Genomic DNA, 23,100 nt, shown 5'->3' with positions numbered 1-23,100 from the left:
GTCACCGGAGGAGTCGGGCGAGTGCCCTCCGGGTGCGGTCCGCGGCCGTCGGGGTCGCGAAGAGCTGGATCTCCTGGTTCAGGGCCATGTAGAGGCCGATCAGTTCGTACACCACCTGTTCCGGGTCGGTGTCCGCCGGCAGGTCACCCGCCGCCACGGCCGCCCCTACCTCGGCGGCGAGCCGGCGCCGCCAGACCCGGGCGAGGCGGGCCACGGCGTCGCGGACGGGTCCGCCGCGGGCGTCGAACTCCACGGAGGCCATGGTGAACAGGCAGCCGCCGGGGAAGACGTCACGCGCGTTCTCCAGGTAGGCGATCCACGCGTCGCAGACCGCCCGCAGCCGGGGCAGGCCGGGCTCCTCGCCCGCCGCGGGCTCCCACACCAGACGGTTGAACGCCGCCGCGGCCCCCTCCAGGGTCGCGAGCTGCAGCGCCTCCTTGGTGCCGAAGTGCCCGAGCACGCCGGCCTTGCTCATCTCGAGGTCGGCCGCCAGGCGCCCGAGGGTGAGCCCTTCGAGGCCGTCGACCGAGGCGAGCGCGATGCCGCGCTCGACGATGCGCTGGCGCGTTCTGCGGGCTTCGGCTGCGGAGTTGCGGGGGCTCATGCCGCCCATGGTAGCCAGCTCGGGATATTTAACTTCCGACCGATCGGTTGCTATATTCCGGCCCATTGTGCCGCACCGCCGCCGAACCGAGGAGATCACCTGTGCGTTCCGCCGTACCGGGCAGCCGCATCACCGCCCTGGGCCACTACCAGCCGGCCCGAGTCCTGACCAACGACGACCTGGCCGCCATGGTCGACACCAGCGACGAGTGGATCCGGCGCCGTACCGGCATCGCCACCCGCCGTATCGCCGCTGCGGGGGAGTCGGTGACCGATCTGGCCGCGGCCGCCGCGGGCAAGGCACTGGCCGCGTCGGGGCTCGACCCCGCCGACATCGGGCTGATCACGGTGGCGACGTGCACAGCCATCGACCGCTGTCCCTCCATCGCCGCCCAGGTCGCCGGCCGGCTCGGCCTGCCCGCCCCCGTGGCCTTCGACCTCAACAACGGCTGCGCGGGCTTCTGCACCGCGCTCGCCTGCGCCGATCACGCGATCCGCGCGGGCGCCGCCCGGCACGCCCTGGTCATCGGCGCCGAGAAGATGTCCGACGTCGCCGACTGGACCGACCGCCGCACCTGCGTGCTGCTCGGCGACGGCGCGGGCGCCGCCGTGCTCAGTGCCGCCGACGACGCCGGGATCGGCCCGGTCGCCTGGGGTTCCGACCCCACGCGCGGCGACGCCGTCCGGCTGGTCGACGACTGGCACCCGCACTTCGCCCAGGAGGGCCAGACCGTCTTCCGCTGGGCGACCGGCGAACTCCCCGCCATCGCCCGGGAAGCCTGCGCGCAGGCCGGCCTGACCCTGGCCGACCTGGCCGGTGTGGTCACCCACCAGGCGAATCTGCGCATCATCGACGCCGTCGTACGGCAACTCGGCCTGCCCGAGGGCGTGGTGATCGCCGACGACGTCACCGAGTCCGGCAACACGTCCGCCGCGTCGGTCCCGCTCGCCCTGTCCAAGCTCACCGAACGCGGCGATCTCCCGTCCGGCGCCCCGGTCCTGCTGCTCGCCTTCGGCGGCGGCCTGTCCTGGGCCGGCCAGGTGGTCACCTGCCCCTGAGCGGTGCCATCCGAAAGGGGCCCAGCCGATTTCCCGACCGGGCCCCGCCATACGTGCCTCCGCGCCTCCGTGCCTGCGTGCCTGCGTGCCTACGTGCCTACGTGCCTACGTACATTCCCGTCGTCAGTGGAACCGCGGCACGATCAGATAGACCCCGTACGCCACCACCGCCGGGCACGCGAGAAAGCACAGGCCGGCCACGGCACGGCCCGTGGTGGCGGCTCCGGCGCGGCCGGCCTGCGCCCGGGACAGGCCGAGGACGCCGAAGGTGAAGACGACGACCACGGCGACCGTGACACCGAGGCTGACCGCGGCGACCTTGCCGAGGGCGGACCAGTCGACATGCATCAGGGGCTCCCGAAGGTTCAGGCGGCCGTGCCGACGTGCGGCGGGGCCGGGGTGCGGACGGTGACCTCGTGGTGATCGTTGACGTTGTCGGCACGCACCGGGTTGCGACGGGACACGGCGACGATGGCGGCGGCGAGGGCCAGGGCGACCAGGGCGATGACCGCCGTACCGAGGTTGCCGCCGTGCTTGACCACGCCGGCCGCGAGACCGCCGACGAGCGCCGCGGCGGGCAGGGTGACCAGCCAGGCCAGCACCATACGGCCGGCCACACCCCAGCGGACCTCCGCCAGGCGACGGCCGAGACCGGCGCCGAGGATGCTTCCCGAGGCGACCTGCGTGGTGGACAACGCGAAGCCCAGGTGTGCCGAGGTGAGGATCACGGTCGTGGAAGCCGTCTCGGCGGCGAAGCCCTGCGGCGACTGGATCTCCGCCAGCCCCTTGCCCATGGTGCGGATGATCCGCCAGCCGCCCAGGTACGTGCCCAGGCCGATGGCGAGGCCCGCCGCGCCGATCACCCACACCGGCGGGCCGGCGTCATGGCCGAGCGCGCCCGCCGAGATCAGGGTGAGCGTGATGACGCCCATGGTCTTCTGCGCGTCGTTGGTGCCGTGCGCGAGGGACACCAGGGACGCGGAGGCGATCTGACCGAGGCGGAAGCCCTTGGTCACCGCATCCTGGCGGCCGCGGCCGGAGAGCTTGTAGGCGAGGTAGGTGGCGATCAGGGCGGCCACGCCGGCCACCACCGGAGAGGCCACGGCCGGGATCAGCACCTTGTCGACGACCTTGTCGAAGTGCACGCCGTGGGAGCCCGCGCCGACCCAGACCGCGCCGATCAGACCGCCGAAGAGGGCGTGGGAGGAACTGGAGGGAAGTCCGGCGAGCCAGGTCACCAGGTTCCACAGGATCGCCCCGACCAGCCCCGCGAAGATCATCGCCGGGCTGACCAGTGTGTCGTCCACGATCCCGCCGGAGATCGTCCTGGCCACCTCGGTGGACAGAAAGGCGCCGACGATGTTGAGGATCCCGCTGACCAGAACCGCGACGCGTGGTTTGAGCGCGCCGGTGGCGATGGAGGTGGCCATCGCGTTCGCGGTGTCGTGGAACCCGTTCGTGAAGTCGAACGCCAGTGCCGTGACGATGACGACCGCCACGAGGAACGTGATGTGGTCCATTCCCCAAGGCAAGCAAGGGCAGGCCAATGCGCGGCGAACCGGAGGCGAACGGCATGTCGAATATCGAGTGAGTGTGTTGTGCACTCCTGTGCGAAACCGTTCCGTCCCGCCGCGGTGTCAGTGCCCTGTGCCAAGCTGGTGAGCGTGACCCTGGAGGACCTCAGACGGCTGCGCCGCGCGCGCGACCGCATGGACCGCGAGTACGCCGAGCCGCTCGACATGGCCGAGCTGGCCCGCGGCGCCCATATGTCGCCGGGCCACTTCCAGCGCAGCTTCCGCAAGGCCTTCGGCGAGACGCCGTACAGCTATCTGATGACCCGCAGGATCGAGCGGGCCAAGGCGCTGCTGCGCCGCGGCAACCTCACGGTGACCGAGGTGTGCCTCGCCGTGGGCTGTACGTCACTCGGCTCCTTCAGCTCCCGCTTCACCGAGCTGGTCGGGGAGACGCCGAGCTCCTACCGGGCCCGCTCGCACGAGGAGAGCGGGGCGATCCCGCCCTGCGTGGCGCGCGCGTACATGCGCCCGCGACGGACGTAGCGCCCTTATCGACCTTAGGTTGGCACCATGGACCTGAAACTTCAGACCTGTTTCATCGCCGTCGACGACCATGACAAGGCGATCGCGTTCTACTGCGACGTCCTGGGCCTGGAGATCCGCAACGACGTCAAGTACGAGGGAATGCGGTGGGTGACCGTCGGGTCGCCGCTGCAGCCGGACGTGTCGATCGTCCTGGAGCCGCCCGCCGCCAACCCCGACCTCTCCCCCGCCGACCGTGAGGCGATGGAGCAGCTGCTGGCCAAGGGCGTGCTGCGCGGGGTCAACTTCACCACCGAGGACTGCGACGCCCTCTTCGCCCGCGTCCTGGAATCCGGCGCCGATGTGATCCAGGAACCGATGGACATGCCGTACGGCGTGCGCGACTGCGCCTTCCGGGACCCCGCGGGCAACCAGCTGCGCTTCCTCCAGCGCCCCGCGGAGTGAAGGACCCGCGTGACGGCTCAGGTGACGGGCTCGCGTGAATTACCCGGATCTGTCGAGGAGTCCGCGCCTAAACTCACCCCGTGATCATTCGCTGGACGTACGCCTTCATCGACCGGCCCGCCGAGCTGCTGCCCGAGGCCCGCGCCTTCTGGACGGCCGTCACCGGCACCCATGCGTCCGAACCCCGCGGTGAGCGGAGCGAGTTCACGACCCTGCTGCCCGAGACAGCCGCCGGGACGGACGCGTGCGTGAAGCTCCAGGGCGTCACCGAGGGTGCCGGCGGCGCCCACCTCGACCTGTGCGCCGAGGACGTGGCGGAGCTGACCGGGAGGGCCCGCGCACTCGGCGCGGAGCTGGTGGCGGACCACGGCGACTGGGCCGTACTGCGCTCTCCGGCGGGGCAGTTGTGCTGTGCCGTGCCCTGGCAGGGGGAGACGCTACGGCCGCCGGTGGTGGCGGGCAGCCGGCTGGACCAGGTGTGCCTGGACATCCCGCCGTCCGGGTACGCCGCCGAGTCCGCCTTCTGGGCCGGGCTCACCGGCTGGGAGCGGTTGCGGGGTTCGCGGCCGGAGTTCGAGGTGCTGAAGCCGCCTGCGGGGCTGCCCGTCCGGATCCTGCTCCAGCGGCTCGACGCCGACCGGCCCGCCTCCGCCCATCCCGACCTCGCCTGCGCGGACATCGACGCCGTCCGCGCCCGGCACGAGGAACACGGCGCCGTCCCGGTGCACCACGGCCCGCACTGGACGGTGATGCGCGATCCGGCGGGCGGCATCTACTGCCTGACCGGCCGGGACCCGGAGACGGGCGGCCTGCCGGGCGGCGGTCAGGGAGTCGCCGTGGCGTAGAGGCAGATGACCGCGGGGTGGCCGGCTGCCGGGGCCGTTCGCGCCGGCGGACTCGGCGGGCAGGAGGGGTCGTCGCCCAGCGGCTGCCGCGGCAGGCGCCGCGCGCCCGGCGACGGGCCGCCGACTCCGTGCCCGTCCTCCCAGACGTGCGGCCGCTGCGGCCGGGCGTCCTCCTGGAGTACGAGCGTGAGTCCGCCGCCCACGGCCACGGCGACCGTCCAGGCCGCCACCGCCCACCGCCACCACCGGCGGCGAGCCGTTCCCCCCTGTCCGGTCACCCCCAGGACTCCACGTCCACCACGGCGTCGGCCGGCACCGGCCCGTACACATGCGGGAACTCCTCCCCGCCGGGCTCCACGGCCTCGTACTTCACCGGCACGCCCACCAGGGCCGGGTCCACGACCAGCACGACCAGCTCGTCCGGGCCGTCGTAGCCGCCGTAGAGGAACTCGGCGATGCGCGGGAGCTGTTCGCGGGTGGAGAAGTGGATGAAACCCTCCTCCTGGAGGGTACGGCCACGGGTCGACACCTCATAGGTGCCGCGCTCACGCGCCGCCTCCCACAGGGAGCGTTCGGTGATGTGGAAGATACGGGGCAGTTTCGGCATGCGCTCACGGTACGGCGTCCGGTACGGCGTCGGCGGCGGGCTCAGCGCTTGGACGCGACGGAGTAGGTGAGCTCGCGCAAGCCGGTCTCTTTCCGTGGAAGTCGCAGCAACGGGCCCCGCACATGTGGGGATGTGCGAGGCCCGTCTGGCCGGAGCCCGGTGATCGTGCGGGGTCAGGAGCCGCACGGGCCCGGGACTCCGGGTTCTTCTCGGCTGCCGGTGCCGGCAGCGCTCAGCTGCTGCGCCGGGTCACGAACTCGGCGAGTGCCAGCAGACCGCCCGCCGCCTCGGGGGCGGGGACCGCGCGGGACAGCTCCTGCACGGCGCGGGCCATCCGGTCGGCCGCTTCGGCCTGCGCCCAGTCCCGGCCGCCGGCCCGCTCCACGGCCAGTGCCGTACGCGCGATGCCCTCGATGTCGCCGGAGACGTACGGCTTGCCGTACAGCTCGGCGAGTTCGGCCGCCGCCTGCGTGCCCGAGGACAGGGCCGCCACCACGGGCAGCGACTTCTTGCGCGCCGTGAGATCGGCGCCGGCCGGCTTCCCGGTGTGCCGGGGGTCACCCCATATGCCGATGACGTCGTCGATCAGCTGGAAGGCGAGCCCGGCCTGGCGACCGAAGCCGTCCAGCGCCGCCACGTCCTCGGCGCCGGCGTCCGCGTACAGCGCGCCCAGGGCGCAGGCGCAGCCCAGCAACGCGCCGGTCTTCGCCTCGGACATGGCGAGCACCTCGTCGAGGGTGACCTCGCCCGGGGCGAGGCGCTCCATGTCCGTGTCGGCGTGCTGGCCGGCGCACAGCTCCACGACACAGTCCGCGAGCCGGGCCGCGGCCGGCCCGGCGGCGGGGTGCGGGTCCTCGGCGAGCAGCCGCAGGGCCAGCGCCTGGAGGGCGTCACCGGCGAGGATCGCGTCCGCGTCGCCGAACACGGTCCAGGCCGTGGGCCGGTGCCGGCGGGAGGTGTCCCGGTCCATCACGTCGTCGTGCAACAGCGTGAAGTTGTGGACCAGTTCCACCGCCACCGCCGCCCGGACCGCCGCCGTACGGGCCGCCGCTCCGCCGAGGGCGGAGGCCGCCGCGAGGACGAGCGCGGGCCGTATGGCCTTGCCGGCGTTGCCCGTCGCCGGGCTGCCGTCCGCGTGCTGCCAGCCGAAGTGGTAGAGCGCGATGCGGCGCATGGAGCCGGGCAGCGACTCCAGGGCCGCGCGCAGCTCCGGGTCGACCAGGGCCCGGGTGCGCTCCAGCAGCGCCACCGCCTCGTGTCCTTCGAGAGGCGCCTCGGGATGCCGTTCGAGTTGTCCCTTGGGTTGTCCCTTGGGTTGCCCCCCGGCTTGACCCTCAGGTTGTTCCTCGGGTTGTTCCTCCATCGGACCGGCACCCGCGGCGCCGGTCCCCCGCGGCCGGTCCCCCGCCGTGCCGGGGTGCGGCGCGGCGGGGGAACGCTGTTCGGTCTCCGTCATGAACTCGGCCATGTCTCCCCCTCGCCAGGTCCGCGGACACCGGCGTCGCCGGCCCGGCCGGACACATGTTCCGAGGGTCTACCCTCCCCGGCGGGCGGGGACACGGCCGCGAAGTGCGGAAACGTCACCTCCACCGGCCGATCTCGACGTTCTCCAGCACGCCGAGCGCGTCGGGCACCAGTACGGCGGCCGAGTAGTAGGCCGTCACGAGGTACTTGATGATGGCCTGTTCGTTGATGCCCATGAACCGGACCGACAGGCTCGGCTCGATCTCGTCCGGGATGCCCGACTGCCTGAGGCCGACGACGCCCTGGTCCTGCTCACCGGTACGCATCGCGATGATCGAGGTCGTACGCTCCGGGGTGACCGGGATCTTGTTGCACGGGTAGATCGGCACTCCGCGCCAGGTCGGGATGCGGTTGCCGCCGATCTCGACGGTCTCCGGGACCAGTCCCCGCTTGTTCAGCTCGCGCCCGAACGCGGCGATCGCGCGCGGGTGGGCCAGGAACAGCTTGGTGCTGCGCCGGCGGCTGAGCAGCTCGTCCATGTCGTCGGGGCTGGGTACGCCGTCGTGCGGCTGGATCCGCTGGTCGTACTCACAGTTGTGGAGCAGACCGAAGTCGCGGTTGTTGACCAGCTCGTGCTCCTGGCGCTCCTTGAGCGCCTCGACCGTGAGCCTGAGCTGCTGCTCGGTCTGGTTCATCGGCTGGTTGTACAGATCGGCCACGCGCGTGTGGATGCGCAGCACGGTCTGGGCGATGCTCAGCTCGTACTCGCGGGGCCGGGACTCGTAGTCCACGAAGGTGTGCGGGATGTCGGGCTCGCCGGAGTGACCGGCCGCCAGCTCGACCTCCTTCTCGCCGTACTTGTTGGTCCGCTGCTCCGGGAGCGAGCGCAACTGCTCGAGGTGTGCGCGCAGGCTGTCCGAGCGCTCGGCGACCTGCTGGAAGTCCTGGCGGCTGAGGATCAGCACGGTGGTCGGGGTGTCGGCGCGGACGGTGTACTCCCAGATGGCGTCCGGGTCCAGCAGCGCCTGGTCGCCGAAGTAGGCGCCGTCGGCGAGGACTCCGAGGACGGCGTCGTCGCCGTAGGGGCCGGTGCCGATCTTCTCGACCCTGCCGTGCGCCAGCAGGTACACCTCGCCCGTCTGGTTGCCGAAGTCGGCGATCACCTCGCCGGACGCGAAGTCACGCTGACGGCAGCGGCGGGCCAGCTCCGTCAGCACCTCCTCGTCCTCGTAACCGCGCAGAGCGGGCAGTTCGCCGAGTTCGGCCGGGATGACCTCGACCTGGTCCCCGGTCTTCACAAAGGTGATACGGCCATCACCGACGGCGTACGTGAGCCGCCTGTTGACCCGGTACGTGCCACCCTGTACGTCGACCCACGGGAGCGTGCGCAGCAGCCAGCGGGAGCTGATCTCCTGCATCTGCGGAACGGACTTGGTGGTGGTGGCCAGGTTCCGCGCGGCCGCCGTCCCGAGGGACTGCTGCGGCTTGCCCTGATCCGTGCGGACCTCTTCGCCTACCGACATGAAGCATTGCCTCCCAGGTATGCCCGGTGCCGAATCGCCGGGGGCACCGGTCTCGGCACCGAGCCTTCCAGCACGGACCGTAGTCACGCCATTACCCGAAAGAGCGGGAATGGATCATCGCATTACTGGGCACATCGAGGGACCCCTGGCCCGCCGCGCCCGCTGGGCCCACCGCGCCCACCGCGCCCGACGCGCCCGACGGACTGGCACCGGCTGTCCGGATCGGCTCGCACGGCGTGCGAACGATGTGGTCCGGGCCGTCCGGTTTCGGTAGAGGTGTCGTTGAAGACCGGAGAAGACCGGCACGGCACGAAGGAGGCGGCATGGCCCCACCCATGTCCGCGAGCGGGTTCCTGGACACCTTGCGAGCAGAGGACGTCACGGTCGTCGAGGTCGGCGACTGGCGGAACCACAACCGCAACCACAAGGGCCCGTGGGGGCCCGTCCACGGCGTGATGATCCACCACACGGTGACCCGGGGCAGCGCGCACACGGTGCAGGTCTGCCGGGACGGCCATCCCGCGCTGCCGGGCCCGCTGTGCCACGGGGTGATCACCAAGGACGGCACCGTCCACCTGGTCGGCTACGGCCGCGCCAACCACGCCGGCCTCGGCGACGACGACGTACTGCGCGCGCTCATCGCCGAGAAGGGGCTGCCGCCGGACAACGAGGCGAACACCGACGGCAACCGGCACTTCTACGGCTTCGAGTGCGAGAACCTGGGCGACGGTGCGGATCCCTGGCCGCAGGCCCAGCTGGACGCGATCGAACGGGTCGCCGCCGCGGTGTGCCGCCGGCACGGCTGGACCGAGCGATCGGTCATCGGCCACTTGGAGTGGCAGCCGGGGAAGGTGGATCCGCGGGGGTTCGGCATGGAATGGCTACGGGATCGGGTGGCGGAGCGGCTGAAGGGGTAGCAGGCGACCCCATCCCCGCCGAGCCCCCACCCCCGCCCAGCCCCTACCCCGGGCGACAATGAAGCGGTGACCAGCCGGACCCCGCTCTCCCCCCGCCTCCCCTCGCCTCTCCAGGAAGTCAGGGACGACCGGTTCGAGCGGCGCGGACTCCGGCTGCTCCTGAAACGCGACGACCTCATCCACCCGGACCTCATCGGCAACAAGTGGCGCAAGCTGATGCCGAACATCGAGGCGGCGGAAGGCCGCCCGCTGGTCACCTTCGGCGGGGCCTACTCCAACCACCTGCGTGCCACCGCCGCCGCGGGGCGCCTGCTCGGGCTGCCGACCACCGGCGTGGTCCGCGGCCAGGAGCTGGCCGACCGTCCGCTCAACCCCTCCCTGGCGCGCTGCGCGGCGGACGGCATGCGGCTGCACTTCGTCGACAGGTCGACGTACCGACGCAAGAACGAACCGGAGACCCTGGCGGCGATCCTGCGCGCGGCCGGCGCCGAGGAGGCGTACGTCGTACCGGAAGGCGGCAGCAACGGCGCGGCCGTCCGCGGCTGCCGCGCGCTCGGCGAGGTACTGCGCGGGCACGCCGACGTCGTGGCCGTCGCCTGCGGCACCGGCGGGACGCTCGCGGGGCTGGCCGCCGGGCTGGCGGCAGGGCAGCGGGCGCTCGGCGTGCCGGTGCTCAAGGGCGGCTTCCTGGACGGCGACGTACAGGCACTGCAGGAACGTGCCTTCGGCGTCCGTACCGGCTCCTGGTCCCTCGACGACCGCTTCCACTTCGGCGGTTACGCCCGTACGACACCCGAACTGCACGCCTTCGCCCAGGACTTCGAGGACCGCCACGGACTGCCCGTCGAGCGTCTCTATGTCGCCAAGTTGCTCTACGGGCTTGTCGCCCTCGCGGAAGAAGGCGCCTACGCGCGCGGGACGGCGATCGCGGCCGTCGTCACCGGCCGGCCGTTCCCGCAGGGCTAGGGCCTGTCCGGCGGATCCTGTCGCAGACGCGGGGGCTGATGAGGCGCCGTCACTTTCCTGCGACCTGATCCGCCGGACAGGCCCTAACCCGCCTCCCGGTAGGCCGCCGCCTCCTCCAGGTCCAGGCGCCTGAGCAGCGCGCGCAGCATCTCGTCGTCGATGTAGCGGTGGTCGCGGAGCTTGACGAAGACCTCGCGTTCGGCGCTGATCATCTCGCGGGACAGGCGGCGGTAGGTGTCGTCGACGGACTCGCCGGTGATGGGGTTGGTCTGGCCGAGGCGCTCCCAGACGGCGTTGCGGCGGCGCTCCAGGACCGTGCGCAGCCGGTCGGCGAGCGGCGGGGGCAGGGCGTTGCGCTCGTCGGAGAGGAGGTCGTCGAGGCGGCTCTCGGCGGCCCGGGAGGCCTGCGCCTGGGCGTTGGCCTCGGCGAGTGTCTCGGCCTGCGGGTCGCGGCCGGGGAACCGCATCAGGCGGATCAGCGGCGCGAGCGTGAGGCCCTGCACCACGAGGGTGCCGATGACCGTGGTGAAGGTGAGGAAGAGGATCAGGTTCCGCTGCGGGAAGGGGGCGCCGCCGTGGACCGTGAGCGGGATCGAGAACGCGATGGCCAGGGACACCACGCCCCGCATGGCGGCCCAGGACGTCACGATGCCCGCCCGCCAGGTGGGGTTCTCCTCGCGCTCGCGGATCCGGGCGAAGAGCACGCGGGGCAGGAAGGCGGCCGGGTAGACCCAGACGAAACGGGCCACCACGACCGCCAGGAAGACCGCGATCGCGTACCAGGCCGCGTCGGCCCCCTTGTACGCGCCCAGCCCCTTGAGGACGGTGGGCAGCTGGAGGCCGATCAGCGCGAACACCGCCGATTCCAGCAGGAAGGCCACCATCCGCCACACCGCGTCCTCCTGGAGCCGGGTGGCGAAGTCGACCTCCCAGGCGCGGTGCCCGAGATACACCGCGACCACGACGACCGCGAGCACGCCGGAGCCGTGGAACTGCTCGGCGACGCCGTAGGCGACGAACGGGATCAGCAGGGAGAGGGTGTTCTGGAGCAGGGCCTCCTTCAGATGGGTGCGCAGCCAGTGGATCGGCACCATGAGCACCAGTCCGACGAGCACACCGCCGACCGCGACCCGCAGAAACTCCTCGATGCCGCCCGCCCAGGTGGCGCCCTCGCCGACGGCCGCGGCGAGGGCCACCTTGTAGGCGGTGATCGCCGTGGCGTCGTTGAGCAGGGACTCGCCCTGGAGGATGGTGGTGATCCGGGACGGCAGGCCGACCCGGCGCGCGATCGCCGCGGCCGCGACCGCGTCCGTCGGCGCCACCACCGCGCCCAGCACCAGCGCGGCGGTCAGCGGCAGCCCGGGGACGACGAGATAGGCGACCCAGCCGACGGCGAAGGTCGCGAAGAGCACGTACCCGATCGACAGCAGCCCCACGGGCCGCATCTGGGCCCGCAGATCGAGGTACGAGCTCTCGGTGCCCTCCTTGTACAGCAGCGGGGGCAGCACCAGCGGAAGGACGACCTGCGGGTCCAGGGTGTAGTGCGGGACCCCGGGGAGGTAGGAGACCGCGAGGCCGACGGCGACCAGCAGCAGCGGTGCCGGCACCGGAGTGCGCCGGGCGGCCCCCGCGATCGCCGCACTGCCCGCCACCAGCAACAGCAGCGGCATCACGTCCATGATCCTCGCCCACCCTCGTTTTCCGCGCGGCCACCCGCACACCCGTCGTAATCTGGCAATCATGAAACAGTGCACGCACGCCGACGCGCTGCCGCACCCGGAGCCGGAACCGCTGGGCCCGACCTGCCCGGAGTGCCTGCGGGACGGCACGCACCCGGTGCAGCTGCGGCTGTGCCTCACCTGCGGCCATGTCGGCTGCTGCGACTCCTCGCCCGGGAGGCATGCGACGCAGCACCACGAGACGTCCGGTCACCCGGTCATGCGGACCTTCGAACCCGGCGAGGACTGGCGGTGGTGCTTCGTGGACCACGTGCTCGTCTGAGCCCTCTTCCCAGCGGGTTCTCGCGTGGTCGCATTCCCGCCCGACCGCGTTCTCGTGTGACACTGCATGCGGCGGTGGCCGCACGACGGTTCGAGCGTCTGACGTCTGGGTACGTCAACCCGGCGCGCGCTCTTCCCATTTGGGCCCGCAAACCCTCTAGACACGGAGCGTATGCACAGCTTTACTGTGAGTGACGCCAGGGGGGTTGGGGTCCCGGGGACAGGAACGTTCGGAGCGCGATAGCGTCACCGCCGAACCACGTACGCGTTACCCCGAGGGGCAACCCTCGGCCCCGTAAAGCTTGTACCACCATGGAGGTGAGGGTGTCCCAGATCGCAGGCGAGCCCGCGGCGAATCAGGACTTCGTGGAAGTCCGGCTGCCGGCCGCGGGTGCCTACCTGTCGGTGCTGCGGACGGCCACGGCCGGTCTCGCGGCGCGCTTGGACTTCACCCTGGACGAGATCGAGGACCTGCGCATCGCCGTGGACGAGGCCTGCGCGATCCTCCTCCAACAGGCCGTGCCCGGCTCCGTGCTCAGCTGTGTCTTCCGGCTCGTCGACGACTCGCTGGAGGTCACGGTCTCGGCGCCGACCACGGACGGCCACGCCCCCTCGCGGGACACCTTCGCCTGGACCGTGCTCTCGGCCCTCGCGGGCAAGGTCTCGTCCGCCGTCGACGAGGACAAGACCGTGTCGATCAGCCTCTACAAGCAGCGCGGCGCGGGCCCCGGCCCGGCGTGAGGAACGGGGACGGTCCGGTGCGGGACGAAGAGCGCGGCACGCGAGAGCTGCCGGCCGGGGACGGGGGTGCCCCCTGGCCGAGTGGGGGCGACATCTCCGGGGAGGCTCCCCCGGATGGTTCCCGCCGCATGGCGGACGGCATCGACGGCATCCCCGAGCAGGCCAGGCCGCACCCGGAGGACGACTCCGCGCGTGCCGCAGGTGACGGTGCGGCGGAGGGCGTACCGCCGGAGGGATCCGGCGGCGCCGGTTCCGATGGCCGCGCGGGAGCCAGAGCTCGGGGAAGGGCTACGGGCGGGACGATGAGCGAGCACGAGCGGTACGCCGAGGACGACACGCCGGGCGCGGAGCGCGTGCAGGCCGCACAGCACGACCCCCACGACCGCAGCGGGGCGCGGGCGATGTTCCTGGAGCTGCGCACGCTCAAGGAGGGCAGCCCGGAGTACGCGGAGCTGCGCAATCAGCTCGTCCGCATGCACCTGCCGCTCGTGGAGCACCTGGCCCGCCGGTTCCGCAACCGCGGCGAGCCGCTGGACGACCTCACCCAGGTCGCCACGATCGGTCTGATCAAGTCCGTCGACCGGTTCGACCCGGAGCGCGGCGTGGAGTTCTCCACGTACGCCACGCCGACCGTCGTCGGCGAGATCAAGCGGCACTTCCGCGACAAGGGCTGGGCGGTGCGGGTGCCGCGCCGGCTGCAGGAGCTGCGGCTCGCGCTGACCACGGCGACGGCCGAGCTGTCCCAGCTGCACGGCCGCTCCCCCACGGTCCACGAACTGGCCGAGAAGCTCGCGATCTCCGAGGAGGAGGTCCTGGAGGGCCTGGAGTCCGCCAACGCGTACTCCACGCTGTCCCTGGACGTCCCCGACACCGACGACGAGTCCCCGGCGGTCGCCGACACCCTCGGCGCGGAGGACGAGGCGCTGGAGGGCGTGGAGTACCGGGAATCGCTCAAGCCGCTGCTGGAGGACCTCCCGCCGCGCGAGAAGCGCATCCTGCTGCTGCGCTTCTTCGGGAACATGACCCAGTCGCAGATCGCGCAGGAGGTGGGCATCTCCCAGATGCACGTCTCCCGGCTGCTGGCCCGCACGCTGGCCCAGCTGCGGGAGAAGCTCCTCGTCGAGGAGTGAGGCCGGTTATTCGGCGCGGCCCGGTCCCTTGATGCCGAGGGCTCGGGTCGTCTCGCCGTTGACGAGCAGTACCAGCGCCGCCACGGCCACGACGGCCAGGGCGATCCCGGCCGGGATGGCCATGCTGTCGGCCTTGAGCAGGTTGTAGGCGATCGGCAACGCCATGAGCTGGGTGATCACCGCCGGGCCGCGGCTCCAGCCGCGCCGCAGCAGCAGTCCGCGCGCGGCGAGCAGCGGCAGCAGCGCGAGCACGACGAGGGTGACACCGAGGGTCACGGCCTGCTGCCGGTCGTCCGGGGAGCCGGTGAACCCGAGTACGAGCACCCACAGCCCGCCGGCCACCAGCGCGACGCCCTCCAGCGCGGCCAGCACGGCGGCGTACGTCAGCCGACGGGGACGGGATCCGTTGGTGTCCTGGGCGGGGTTCTGCTCACTGCTCACCCCAGCAGGGTAGCGGGGGGCGGTGGAAGCGCCCCCACTCGCCCGCACTCGAAATCCGGCCCGCAGGCCAAGGCGTGTCCAGGCTCACGCCACCCCCTCTTACCCGATCCCTACCTCGGTATGGGCCCGATACCCCCCAGTAGGTACGCTGCCTCCCATGCGTGCACTTCTCGTGGTCAACCCGGCGGCAACCACCACAAGCGCACGCAGGCGTGACGTCCTGATCCACGCGCTGGCGAGCGAGATGAAGCTGGAGGCGGTCACCACCGAGTACCGCGGCCACGCGCGCGACCTCGGCCGGCAGGCGGCCGACAGCGACGACATCGACCTCGTGGTCGCCCTCGGCGGCGACGGCACCGTCAACGAGGTCGTCAACGGCCTCCTGCACGCCGGCCCAGACCCGGACCGCCTGCCCGGCCTCGCCGTCGTACCCGGCGGCTCCACGAACGTCTTCGCCCGCGCCCTCGGCCTGCCCAACGACCCGGTGGAGGCCACCGGCGCCCTGCTGGACGCACTGCGCGAGGGCCGGGAACGGGTCGTCGGCCTCGGCCTGGCCTCCGGCGTACCCGGCACCGAGGACGAGGCGGTCCCGGACCGATGGTTCACCTTCAACGCGGGACTCGGCTTCGACGCGGGCGTCGTCGGCCGGGTCGAACAGCAGCGCGAGCGCGGGAAGAAGTCGACGCACGCGCTCTACGTCCGTCAGGTGATCCGGCAGTTCCTCGGCGAGCAGAACCGCCGGCACGGCTCGATCACGCTGGAGCGGCCCGGCGAGGACCCGATCAGTGATCTTGTGGTCGCCATAGTCTCGAACACGTCCCCTTGGACCTATCTCGGCAATCGCCCCATGTACACATCGCCTAAGGCCTCGTTCGATACCGGCGTCGACGTGCTCGGTCTCAGCCGCCTGTCGACGGCCGCGGTTGCCCGGTATGGCACCCAGTTGCTCACTTCGTCCCCCGAGCGCGGACCGCATGGTCGACATGTCGTCTCGCTGCACGACTTGGACCAGTTCACCTTGCATTCGAAGGCGCCCCTGCCGCTTCAGATGGACGGCGACCACCTCGGACTGCGTACCAGCGTGACGTTCACAGGCGTACGCCGTGCACTGCGTGTGATTGTGTGAGCGGAACAGGCAAAAGTCCTTTCACTCGAACGTTTAGGCCAGGATCCACCCCATGGAAGTACGGCTGTGACCTAGTCGACACCGAGGAATCAAAAAAAACTTTCCGGAAGGGGTTGTATCCGTCGCTGAGGTTTGCGAGTCTCTACGTGGCGATCGGGACGGCCCGCAACACCGGCCTCCACTGATCACCGGAACCCCTCTTCAAACCAAGGACCACGCCGGGGAAGACTCGGCGGTCGGCCCTTCACTTGTTGAGGGATTCGTGAAAGCGTTCACATTCACAAGCAACCTGTACGTAATACGTTCAGAAGAACCAAGGAGAGGTAGCAGCCATGGACTGGCGTCACAACGCCGTTTGCCGCGAGGAAGACCCCGAGCTCTTCTTCCCCATCGGCAACACCGGTCCTGCGCTGCTGCAGATCGAGGAAGCCAAGGCCGTCTGCCGTCGCTGCCCGGTGATCGAGCAGTGTCTGCAGTGGGCGCTCGAGTCCGGCCAGGACTCCGGCGTCTGGGGTGGTCTCAGCGAGGACGAGCGCCGCGCCATGAAGCGCCGCGCCGCCCGCAACCGGGCCCGTCAGGCCTCCGCCTGACATACCCACCCCTGCTGACAGCCTGAGCTTGGCGGCGCGTGCGGCACGCACGCATCTCCCGCCCCCGAGCCGCAGCGCGCAGTATCCCCCGATGCGCTTAGCGATATAAGCAGAGCAGCAACGAGCACGAGCCTCGGACCAACGACGGTCCGGGGCTTTTTGCTGCGCTCAAGCACCTTTGGGGTAACAAGCGCCTTTGGGTAAAGGGACTTGCCCGACGTGCTACTTCTGCGCCTGCACCGGAATGTCGAGGATCACCCGGGTACCCCGCCCCGGCGCCGGGACCATGTCGAAGGAGCCGCCCAACTCGCCCTCCACCAGGGTGCGTACGATCTGCAGGCCCAGGTTGCCCGAGCGGTGCGGGTCGAAGTCCTCGGGCAGACCGACCCCGTCATCCTGGACGGTGACGAGCAGGCGGGCCTCCTTGGTCGTACCGCCACGGACCGCGGAGACCTCGACCGTGCCGGTGTCGCCCTGGCGGAAGCCGTGCTCCAGGGCGTTCTGCAGGATCTCGGTGAGGACCATCGACAGCGGGGTGGCGACCTCGGCGTCGAGTATCCCGAAGCGCCCGCTGCGCCGGCCGGTCACCTTGCCCGGCGAGATCTCGGCGACCATCGCCAGCACACGGTCCGCGATGTCGTCGAACTCCACCCGCTCATCCAGGTTCTGGGACAGCGTCTCATGCACGATCGCGATCGAGCCGACCCGGCGGACGGCCTCCTCCAGCGCCTCCCGGCCACGGTCGGAGCCGATGCGCCGGGCCTGCAGGCGCAGCAGCGCGGCGACCGTCTGGAGGTTGTTCTTCACCCGGTGGTGGATCTCCCGGATGGTCGCGTCCTTGGTGATCAACTCGCGTTCGCGGCGCCGCAGTTCAGTGACGTCACGGCACAGCACCAGCGAACCGATCCGGGTGCCCTTGGGCTTGAGCGGGATCGCCCGGAACTGGATGACGCCGTCGTTGGCCTCGATCTCGAACTCGCGCGGCGCCCAGCCGCTCGCGAGCTTGACCAGCGCCTCGTCCACCGGACCCCGGGTCGGGGCGAGTTCGGCGGTGGTCTGCCCGAGGTGGTGGCCGACCAGATCGGCGGCGAGGCCGAGGCGGTGGTAGGCGGACAGGGCGTTCGGGGAGGCGTACTGGACGACACCGTCGGCGTCCAGCCGGATCAGGCCGTCGCCGACCCGCGGCGAGGCGTCCATGTCGACCTGCTGGTCGGGGAAGGGGAACGATCCTGCGGCGATCATCTGCGCGAGGTCCGAGGCGCTCTGCAGATAGGTCAGCTCCAGCCGGCTCGGGGTGCGGACGGTGAGCAGGTTGGTGTTGCGGGCGATCACCCCGAGAACACGGCCCTCACGCCGCACCGGGATGGACTCGACCCGTACGGGGACCTCCTCGCGCCACTCCGGGTCGCCCTCGCGCACGATCCGGCCCTCGTCCAGCGCCGCGTCCAGCATGGGCCGGCGGCCGCGCGGGACCAGGTGGCCGACCATGTCGTCCTGGTAGGAGGTGGGGCCGGTGTTGGGGCGCATCTGGGCGACCGAGACGTACCGGGTGCCGTCCCGGGTGGGGACCCACAGGACCAGGTCGGCGAAGGAGAGGTCGGAGAGGAGCTGCCACTCCGAGACCAGCAGATGGAGCCACTCGAGATCGGAGTCGTCGAGGGCGGTGTGCTGGCGGACCAGTTCGTTCATGGAGGGCACGTCTGCGAGCGTACCCGCACGTGTGAATGGCCGAAAAACACCCGCGGGCCGCGGCGCCTGGAAGGGACCCTCAACCCTCCCGGCACCGCAGCCCGGAGCATCATCGGCCGTGGGGTGTGCGGTCCCAGTCGGCCGAAGGTCGAGGAGCCGGGGCAGTCAGGGCAGAGAGCTCCGGTTCCTCGATCCGCCTTCCTGTGCGGGGAAGACGGAGGCTTGTTCACTTTTGATTGTGGACTAGACCACAATGGTGTGTCCATGGTCTTGTCGGCATGCACAAAGACTGTATGACGAAGACGGATGGCACCCGATGCCACGCAGCCTAGCCCGCCTCGGTCAGCCGCGGGGCCAGATGGCCATGGCAATTTTCCGCGAGTGCCTCCAGTTCCGCTCGGCTCGCTCCGTCGCGCGCCCGCTGGAACATGCCATGGATCATCGCGGCGGCATGTCCGCTTGTCGTCGAAGGCCGGGTACAGACTCGGAGTGCCGATGCCCGCCGTCCCCTACGCCGCCAGACGTCGATTCTGTTAGATTGGTCTAAACCACATTGACGCACAGAGCCCACTTCAGAACGGCAGGCCCAGCGTGGAAGTTGTCATCGTTCCGGACGCCGCGGCGGGCGGCGAGCTGATCGCCGAGGCCATGGCCCAGCTGCTGCGACGCAAGCCCGACGCCCTGCTCGGCGTGGCCACCGGCTCCACCCCGCTGCCCATCTACCAGGCGCTCACCGCGAAGGTCCGCTCCGGCTCCGTGGACACCTCGCGAGCGCGCATAGCCCAGCTCGACGAGTACGTGGGGCTGCCCGCCGAGCACCCCGAGTCCTACCGCTCGGTACTGCGCCGGGAGGTGCTGGAGCCGCTCGGCATCGGCATGGACGCGTTCCTCGGCCCCGACGGCACGGCCGAGGACATCCGGGCGGCGTGCCAGGCGTACGACCGCGCGCTCGCCGAGGCCGGCGGGGTGGACCTGCAGCTGCTGGGCATCGGCACGGACGGGCACATCGGCTTCAACGAACCCTGCTCGTCCCTCGCCTCGCGCACCCGGATCAAGACGCTGACCGAGCAGACCCGCGTCGACAACGCCCGCTTCTTCGACGGCGACATCGAGCAGGTGCCGCACCACGTCATCACCCAGGGCATCGGCACCATCCTGGAGGCCCGGCACCTGGTGCTGCTGGCGACCGGCGAGGGCAAGGCGGACGCGGTCGCCGCGACGGTCGAGGGCCCGGTCGCGGCCGTCTGCCCCGCCTCCGCACTCCAACTGCACCCGCACGCCACGGTGGTCGTCGACGAGGCGGCCGCCTCCAAGCTGAAGCTGTCCGACTACTTCCGCCACACCTACGCCAACAAGCCTGAGTGGCAGGGGATCTAACGGGGACGGGGAAGAGGTCGCGCCCCGGACCGGCAGTGGGTACCAGGACCACGTGCAGGAGGGGGCGCACGCCGGGACCGGCAGGAACGCCGAGATCGAGGAAGGGCCGGACGCGAGCCGGGACCGGCAGGCAGTTCAGGACCACGGACCGGAAAGGCCCCCCGAGACCAGCAGGGCCCTCAGGCCTCCAGACCGGAAAGGCCGCGCCCTGAGACTGGCAGGGGCCCAGGACCCCAGACCGGAAAGGCCCCACCCCGAGACCGGCAGCGGCTCAGGACCCCAGGCCCGAAAGGCCCCACCCCGAGACCAACACGAGGCTCAGCATCCCCGACCGGAAGGGGCACGCCACGACCGGCAGGAAGCTCAGGGCCCCGGACCGGACCGGCAGGAAGCTCAGGCCGCGGATCGGAAAGGGTGCACGCCGAGATCGGTGCGAGGCTCAGGGGTGCCGACCCGGAAGGGCGCTCGTGGCGGGAGGGGGTGCGTGTGGGCCGCGTCCCGTCTTCCCGGCCGGTGTCCGGCAGGGTGCCGGCGGCCCTCCAGCCGCTCGGTAGCGGGTCGAGATCAACCCGCCCTACCCGATGGACTAGACCAACACCGGGTGCGACGGTATATAGAGGAGATCACGGAGCGTGCGGGTGGAGTCCTGATGGCCGAAGCCGTGCCACGATGTGAGCCGTGACCGATGTCAGGTCGGTCGCTTTCGGCAGCCGGAGCCGGGAAGGCAGAGCATGAGCACCGACGTCAGCAGTGCGGAGAACGAGGCCGGGACGACCGTCCGTACGGCGCGCGTGCCCAAGTACTACCGCCTGAAGAAGCACCTGCTCGACATGACGGAGACGCAGGCACCGGGCACGCCGGTCCCGCCCGAGCGCACGCTGGCGGCCGAGTTCGACACCTCCCGCACCACCGTCCGCCAGGCCCTGCAAGAGCTGGTCGTCGAGGGCCGGCTGGAGCGCATCCAGGGCAAGGGCACCTTCGTCGCCAAGCCCAAGGTCTCCCAGGCGCTGCAGCTCACCTCCTACACCGAGGACATGCGCGCCCAGGGCCTGGAGCCCACCTCACAGCTGCTGGACGTCGGCTACATCACCGCCGACGACCGACTCGCCGGGCTGCTCGACATCTCCCCCGGCGGACGCGTGCTGCGGATCGAGCGGCTGCGCATGGCCAACGGCGAGCCGATGGCGATCGAGACCACGCATCTGAGCGCCAAGCGCTTCCCGGCCCTGCGCCGCTCCCTGGTGAAGTACACGTCGCTCTACACCGCCCTCGCCGAGGTCTACGACGTCCACCTCGCCGAGGCCGAGGAGACCATCGAGACCTCCCTGGCCACCCCGCGCGAGGCGGGCCTGCTCGGCACCGACGTGGGCCTGCCGATGCTGATGCTCTCCCGCCACTCCGTGGACCGCGAGGGCAAGCCGGTGGAGTGGGTCCGGTCGGTATACCGGGGCGATCGGTACAAGTTCGTCGCGCGGCTCAAGCGGCCTACCGAGTAAGGCTTGTGGACGTTCGCTGAATCGATATACCGATATACGGACGAGGTCTTCCACTGCCACGACACCGTCACCTAGATTGCCTGCGCATTACCCAGGTGATCAGCAAGGGGACGGAGAGCCGTGGCATGTCCGATACGCCTGAAGTGAGACCACCGGTGGTCACACCGGTCCGCGTGATCATCGCCCTGTGTCTCGTCGCGCCGTTCGTGGCGATGCTCTGGGTCGGCTCCTACGCCAAGACCGGCCCCGCCTTCATCGGGATCCCGTTCTTCTACTGGTACCAGATGCTCTGGGTGCTGATCTCCACGGCGCTCACGATGGCGGCGTACAAGCTGTGGCAGCGCGACCAGCGCGACCAGCGCGTCCGCGCCACGCAGCAGGGCGGTGAGGCGGAGTGAAGAACGGCGTCAACGGCGTCGCGCTCGGCGTCTTCATCTTCTTCTTCCTGGCCGTCACGGTCATCGGCTTCCTCGCCGCCCGCTGGCGCAGGGCCGAGAACGAGCACTCCCTGGACGAATGGGGCCTGGGCGGACGGTCGTTCGGCACCTGGATCACCTGGTTCCTGCTCGGCGGCGACCTGTACACGGCGTACACCTTCGTCGCCGTACCGGCGGCGATCTACGCGGCGGGCGCGGCCGGCTTCTTCGCGGTGCCGTACACGATCCTGGTCTACCCGCTGATCTTCACCTTCCTGCCGCGCCTGTGGTCGGTCAGCCACCGCCACGGCTATGTCACCACCTCCGACTTCGTCCGGGGCCGCTTCGGCTCCAAGGGCCTGTCGCTGGCCGTGGCGCTGACCGGCATGCTGGCGACGATGCCGTACATCGCGCTCCAACTCGTCGGCATCCAGGCGGTGCTGGACGTGATGGGTGTCGGCGGGGACAGCAGCACCAACTGGTTCGTACGGGACCTGCCGCTGCTGATCGCCTTCGGTGTGCTGGCGGCCTACACCTACTCCTCCGGCCTGCGCGCCCCGGCCCTGATCGCCTTCGTCAAGGACGCGCTGATCTACATCGTCATCGCGGTGGCGATCATCTACATCCCGATCAAGCTGGGCGGCTTCGACGACATCTTCGCCAAGGCCGGCCACGCGTTCAGCCAGGTCAACCCGGCGACCGGCAAGCCGCGCGGCGCGCTCGCGCCCCCGGAGGCGGGCCAGTGGACGTACGCCACCCTGGCGCTCGGCTCGGCCCTGGCCCTGTTCATGTACCCGCACTCGATCACCGCGACCCTCTCGTCCAAGAGCCGTGAGGTGATCCGCCGCAACACCACGATCCTGCCGCTGTACTCCCTGATGCTCGGCCTGCTGGCCCTGCTGGGCTTCATGGCGATCGCGGCCGGCGTCAAGGTCACCAACGGCCAGCTGGCCATCCCCCAGCTGTTCGAGGACATGTTCCCGGACTGGTTCGCGGGCGTGGCCTTCGCGGCGATCGGCATCGGCGCCCTCGTACCGGCGGCGATCATGTCCATCGCGGCGGCGAACCTCTTCACCCGCAACATCTACAAGGACTTCATCAAGCCGGACGCCACGCCGAAGCAGGAGGCGCAGGTCTCCAAGTTCGTGTCCCTGCTGGTGAAGGTCGGCGCCCTGGTCTTCGTCCTCACCATGGACAAGACGGTCGCGATCAACTTCCAGCTGCTGGGCGGCATCTGGATCCTGCAGACCTTCCCGGCCCTGGTCGGCGGCCTGTTCACCCGCTGGTTCCACCGCTGGGCCCTGCTCGCCGGCTGGGCGGCCGGCATGATCTACGGCACGTTCGCCGCGTACGGCGTCGCCTCCCCGACCCAGAAGCACTTCGGCGGCTCGGCGAAGGAGATCCCCGGCATCGGCGAGATCGGCTACATCGGCCTCACGGCGTTCGTCCTGAACGTCGTGGTCACCGTGGTCCTCACCTTCGTCCTCAAGGCCGTGAAGGCCCCCGAGGGCGTGGACGAGACCAGGCCGGAGGACTACACGGCGGACGCGGGCGACCCGGGCGTCCAGGTGGAGCTCCCGCCGGCAACGGCGGGCAGCGCACACTAAGG

The 23,100-nt window shown here is 70.8% G+C and carries 25 protein-coding genes and 1 pseudogene; 15 read left to right on the top strand and 11 right to left on the bottom strand.

Translation table 11 applies throughout. From position 1 onward, the window contains the following. Window position 1 precedes the first annotated feature (1 nt). Window positions 2-604: a TetR/AcrR family transcriptional regulator gene (locus ACWC0C_RS12065; RefSeq protein WP_449197308.1), complete on the bottom strand. Its 603-nt coding sequence runs from the start codon at window positions 602-604 to the stop codon at window positions 2-4. A gap of 101 nt (window positions 605-705) precedes the next feature. Here ACWC0C_RS12065 and ACWC0C_RS12060 point away from each other — a divergent pair, with 101 nt between their 5' ends. Beyond that, a complete protein-coding gene (locus ACWC0C_RS12060; RefSeq protein ID WP_450863521.1) occupies window positions 706-1,662 on the top strand; it encodes a beta-ketoacyl-ACP synthase III in 957 nt (318 codons plus the stop codon). 123 nt (window positions 1,663-1,785) lie between these two features. Here ACWC0C_RS12060 and ACWC0C_RS12055 read toward each other — a convergent pair whose 3' ends face one another. Together ACWC0C_RS12055 and ACWC0C_RS12050 are read right to left on the bottom strand one after the other, a co-directional pair. Further along, the gene (locus tag ACWC0C_RS12055; protein WP_450863519.1) at window positions 1,786-2,010 is read right to left on the bottom strand and encodes a hypothetical protein; all 225 of its coding nucleotides are present in this window, start codon (window positions 2,008-2,010) and stop codon (window positions 1,786-1,788) included. Between the two features lie 17 nt (window positions 2,011-2,027). After that, the gene (locus ACWC0C_RS12050; protein WP_450863518.1) at window positions 2,028-3,182 is read right to left on the bottom strand and encodes an anion permease; all 1,155 of its coding nucleotides are present in this window, start codon (window positions 3,180-3,182) and stop codon (window positions 2,028-2,030) included. 144 nt (window positions 3,183-3,326) lie between these two features. Here ACWC0C_RS12050 and ACWC0C_RS12045 point away from each other — a divergent pair, with 144 nt between their 5' ends. The 3 genes from ACWC0C_RS12045 (at window position 3,327) to ACWC0C_RS12035 (ending at window position 5,008) form a co-directional block, all read left to right on the top strand. Continuing rightward, entirely contained in the window at window positions 3,327-3,719 is a 393-nt protein-coding gene (locus ACWC0C_RS12045; protein WP_450863516.1) for a helix-turn-helix transcriptional regulator, read from the top strand. A 27-nt stretch (window positions 3,720-3,746) separates the two neighbouring features. Next, window positions 3,747-4,163 (top strand): VOC family protein, encoded by a 417-nt coding sequence (locus ACWC0C_RS12040; RefSeq protein ID WP_449197313.1) that lies wholly within the window; start codon window positions 3,747-3,749, stop codon window positions 4,161-4,163. 80 nt (window positions 4,164-4,243) lie between these two features. Next, on the top strand, window positions 4,244-5,008 hold the full coding sequence (locus ACWC0C_RS12035; RefSeq protein ID WP_450863514.1) for a VOC family protein: 765 nt from the start codon (window positions 4,244-4,246) through the stop codon (window positions 5,006-5,008). Here ACWC0C_RS12035 and ACWC0C_RS12030 read toward each other — a convergent pair. From ACWC0C_RS12030 to ACWC0C_RS12015, 4 genes are all read right to left on the bottom strand, one after another. Beyond that, window positions 4,987-5,286, bottom strand: a complete 300-nt coding sequence (locus ACWC0C_RS12030) for a hypothetical protein (RefSeq protein ID WP_450863513.1) — start codon at window positions 5,284-5,286, stop codon at window positions 4,987-4,989. The genes ACWC0C_RS12035 and ACWC0C_RS12030 overlap by 22 nt on opposite strands. Next, entirely contained in the window at window positions 5,283-5,615 is a 333-nt protein-coding gene (locus ACWC0C_RS12025; RefSeq protein WP_450863512.1) for a DUF952 domain-containing protein, read from the bottom strand. The genes ACWC0C_RS12030 and ACWC0C_RS12025 overlap by 4 nt, the downstream gene beginning before the upstream one ends. A gap of 232 nt (window positions 5,616-5,847) precedes the next feature. Continuing rightward, complete coding sequence (locus ACWC0C_RS12020; RefSeq protein WP_450863510.1) at window positions 5,848-7,083, bottom strand: family 2 encapsulin nanocompartment cargo protein polyprenyl transferase; 1,236 nt, start codon at window positions 7,081-7,083, stop codon at window positions 5,848-5,850. A 112-nt stretch (window positions 7,084-7,195) separates the two neighbouring features. Next, window positions 7,196-8,602: a family 2B encapsulin nanocompartment shell protein gene (locus tag ACWC0C_RS12015; protein WP_449197318.1), complete on the bottom strand. Its 1,407-nt coding sequence runs from the start codon at window positions 8,600-8,602 to the stop codon at window positions 7,196-7,198. 323 nt (window positions 8,603-8,925) lie between these two features. On the opposite strand from ACWC0C_RS12015, the gene ACWC0C_RS12010 reads away from it, so the two are divergent. Both ACWC0C_RS12010 and ACWC0C_RS12005 read left to right on the top strand, forming a co-directional pair. Beyond that, on the top strand, window positions 8,926-9,519 hold the full coding sequence (locus ACWC0C_RS12010; RefSeq protein ID WP_450863508.1) for an N-acetylmuramoyl-L-alanine amidase: 594 nt from the start codon (window positions 8,926-8,928) through the stop codon (window positions 9,517-9,519). A 66-nt stretch (window positions 9,520-9,585) separates the two neighbouring features. After that, window positions 9,586-10,485 carry a 1-aminocyclopropane-1-carboxylate deaminase/D-cysteine desulfhydrase gene (locus ACWC0C_RS12005; RefSeq protein WP_450863506.1) on the top strand — a complete coding sequence of 300 codons (900 nt, stop codon included), beginning with the start codon at window positions 9,586-9,588 and terminating at the stop codon, window positions 10,483-10,485. Window positions 10,486-10,568: 83 nt separating this feature from the next. Here the strand turns inward: ACWC0C_RS12005 and ACWC0C_RS12000 are convergent, their stop codons facing one another. Next, window positions 10,569-12,164, bottom strand: a complete 1,596-nt coding sequence (locus ACWC0C_RS12000; RefSeq protein ID WP_450863504.1) for a Na+/H+ antiporter — start codon at window positions 12,162-12,164, stop codon at window positions 10,569-10,571. A 61-nt stretch (window positions 12,165-12,225) separates the two neighbouring features. Between ACWC0C_RS12000 and ACWC0C_RS11995 the strand changes: the two genes are divergently transcribed. From ACWC0C_RS11995 to ACWC0C_RS11985, 3 genes are all read left to right on the top strand, one after another. Then, window positions 12,226-12,486, top strand: a complete 261-nt coding sequence (locus tag ACWC0C_RS11995; RefSeq protein ID WP_449197322.1) for a UBP-type zinc finger domain-containing protein — start codon at window positions 12,226-12,228, stop codon at window positions 12,484-12,486. 323 nt (window positions 12,487-12,809) lie between these two features. Beyond that, on the top strand, window positions 12,810-13,226 hold the full coding sequence (locus tag ACWC0C_RS11990; RefSeq protein WP_009190566.1) for an ATP-binding protein: 417 nt from the start codon (window positions 12,810-12,812) through the stop codon (window positions 13,224-13,226). Window positions 13,227-13,243: 17 nt separating this feature from the next. Further along, window positions 13,244-14,356 (top strand): RNA polymerase sigma factor SigF, encoded by a 1,113-nt coding sequence (locus ACWC0C_RS11985; RefSeq protein ID WP_449197323.1) that lies wholly within the window; start codon window positions 13,244-13,246, stop codon window positions 14,354-14,356. A gap of 6 nt (window positions 14,357-14,362) precedes the next feature. Here the strand turns inward: ACWC0C_RS11985 and ACWC0C_RS11980 are convergent, their stop codons facing one another. Continuing rightward, entirely contained in the window at window positions 14,363-14,797 is a 435-nt protein-coding gene (locus ACWC0C_RS11980) for a hypothetical protein (protein ID WP_449197324.1), read from the bottom strand. Window positions 14,798-14,954: 157 nt separating this feature from the next. Between ACWC0C_RS11980 and ACWC0C_RS11975 the strand changes: the two genes are divergently transcribed. Further along, on the top strand, window positions 14,955-15,923 hold the full coding sequence (locus tag ACWC0C_RS11975; protein ID WP_450863501.1) for a diacylglycerol/lipid kinase family protein: 969 nt from the start codon (window positions 14,955-14,957) through the stop codon (window positions 15,921-15,923). Window positions 15,924-16,255: 332 nt separating this feature from the next. Next, window positions 16,256-16,513, top strand: a complete 258-nt coding sequence (locus tag ACWC0C_RS11970; RefSeq protein WP_003992873.1) for a WhiB family transcriptional regulator — start codon at window positions 16,256-16,258, stop codon at window positions 16,511-16,513. A gap of 222 nt (window positions 16,514-16,735) precedes the next feature. Here ACWC0C_RS11970 and ACWC0C_RS11965 read toward each other — a convergent pair whose 3' ends face one another. Then, window positions 16,736-18,202, bottom strand: coding sequence for a sensor histidine kinase (locus tag ACWC0C_RS11965; protein WP_450863648.1), 1,467 nt, complete (start codon window positions 18,200-18,202; stop codon window positions 16,736-16,738). 342 nt (window positions 18,203-18,544) lie between these two features. Beyond that, window positions 18,545-18,650: pseudogene (locus ACWC0C_RS11960) on the bottom strand (TetR/AcrR family transcriptional regulator); the annotation flags it as partial. A gap of 143 nt (window positions 18,651-18,793) precedes the next feature. Between ACWC0C_RS11960 and nagB the strand changes: the two are divergent. The 4 genes from nagB to mctP all read left to right on the top strand — a co-directional run bounded on the left by nagB (window position 18,794) and on the right by mctP (window position 23,098). After that, window positions 18,794-19,579 (top strand): glucosamine-6-phosphate deaminase, encoded by a 786-nt coding sequence (gene nagB, locus ACWC0C_RS11955; protein WP_450863499.1) that lies wholly within the window; start codon window positions 18,794-18,796, stop codon window positions 19,577-19,579. Between the two features lie 731 nt (window positions 19,580-20,310). After that, the gene (locus ACWC0C_RS11950; protein ID WP_449197327.1) at window positions 20,311-21,075 is read left to right on the top strand and encodes a GntR family transcriptional regulator; all 765 of its coding nucleotides are present in this window, start codon (window positions 20,311-20,313) and stop codon (window positions 21,073-21,075) included. A 125-nt stretch (window positions 21,076-21,200) separates the two neighbouring features. Next, window positions 21,201-21,473 carry a DUF3311 domain-containing protein gene (locus ACWC0C_RS11945; protein WP_450863497.1) on the top strand — a complete coding sequence of 91 codons (273 nt, stop codon included), beginning with the start codon at window positions 21,201-21,203 and terminating at the stop codon, window positions 21,471-21,473. After that, on the top strand, window positions 21,470-23,098 hold the full coding sequence (gene mctP, locus ACWC0C_RS11940) for a monocarboxylate uptake permease MctP (protein WP_450863495.1): 1,629 nt from the start codon (window positions 21,470-21,472) through the stop codon (window positions 23,096-23,098). The genes ACWC0C_RS11945 and mctP overlap by 4 nt, the downstream gene beginning before the upstream one ends. Window positions 23,099-23,100: the final 2 nt, after the last annotated feature.

This window comes from Streptomyces sp. NPDC001709 (assembly GCF_053596375.1).
The sequence above is the reverse complement of the archived record's forward strand: the minus strand, read 5'-3'. Positions and strand labels throughout refer to the sequence as shown.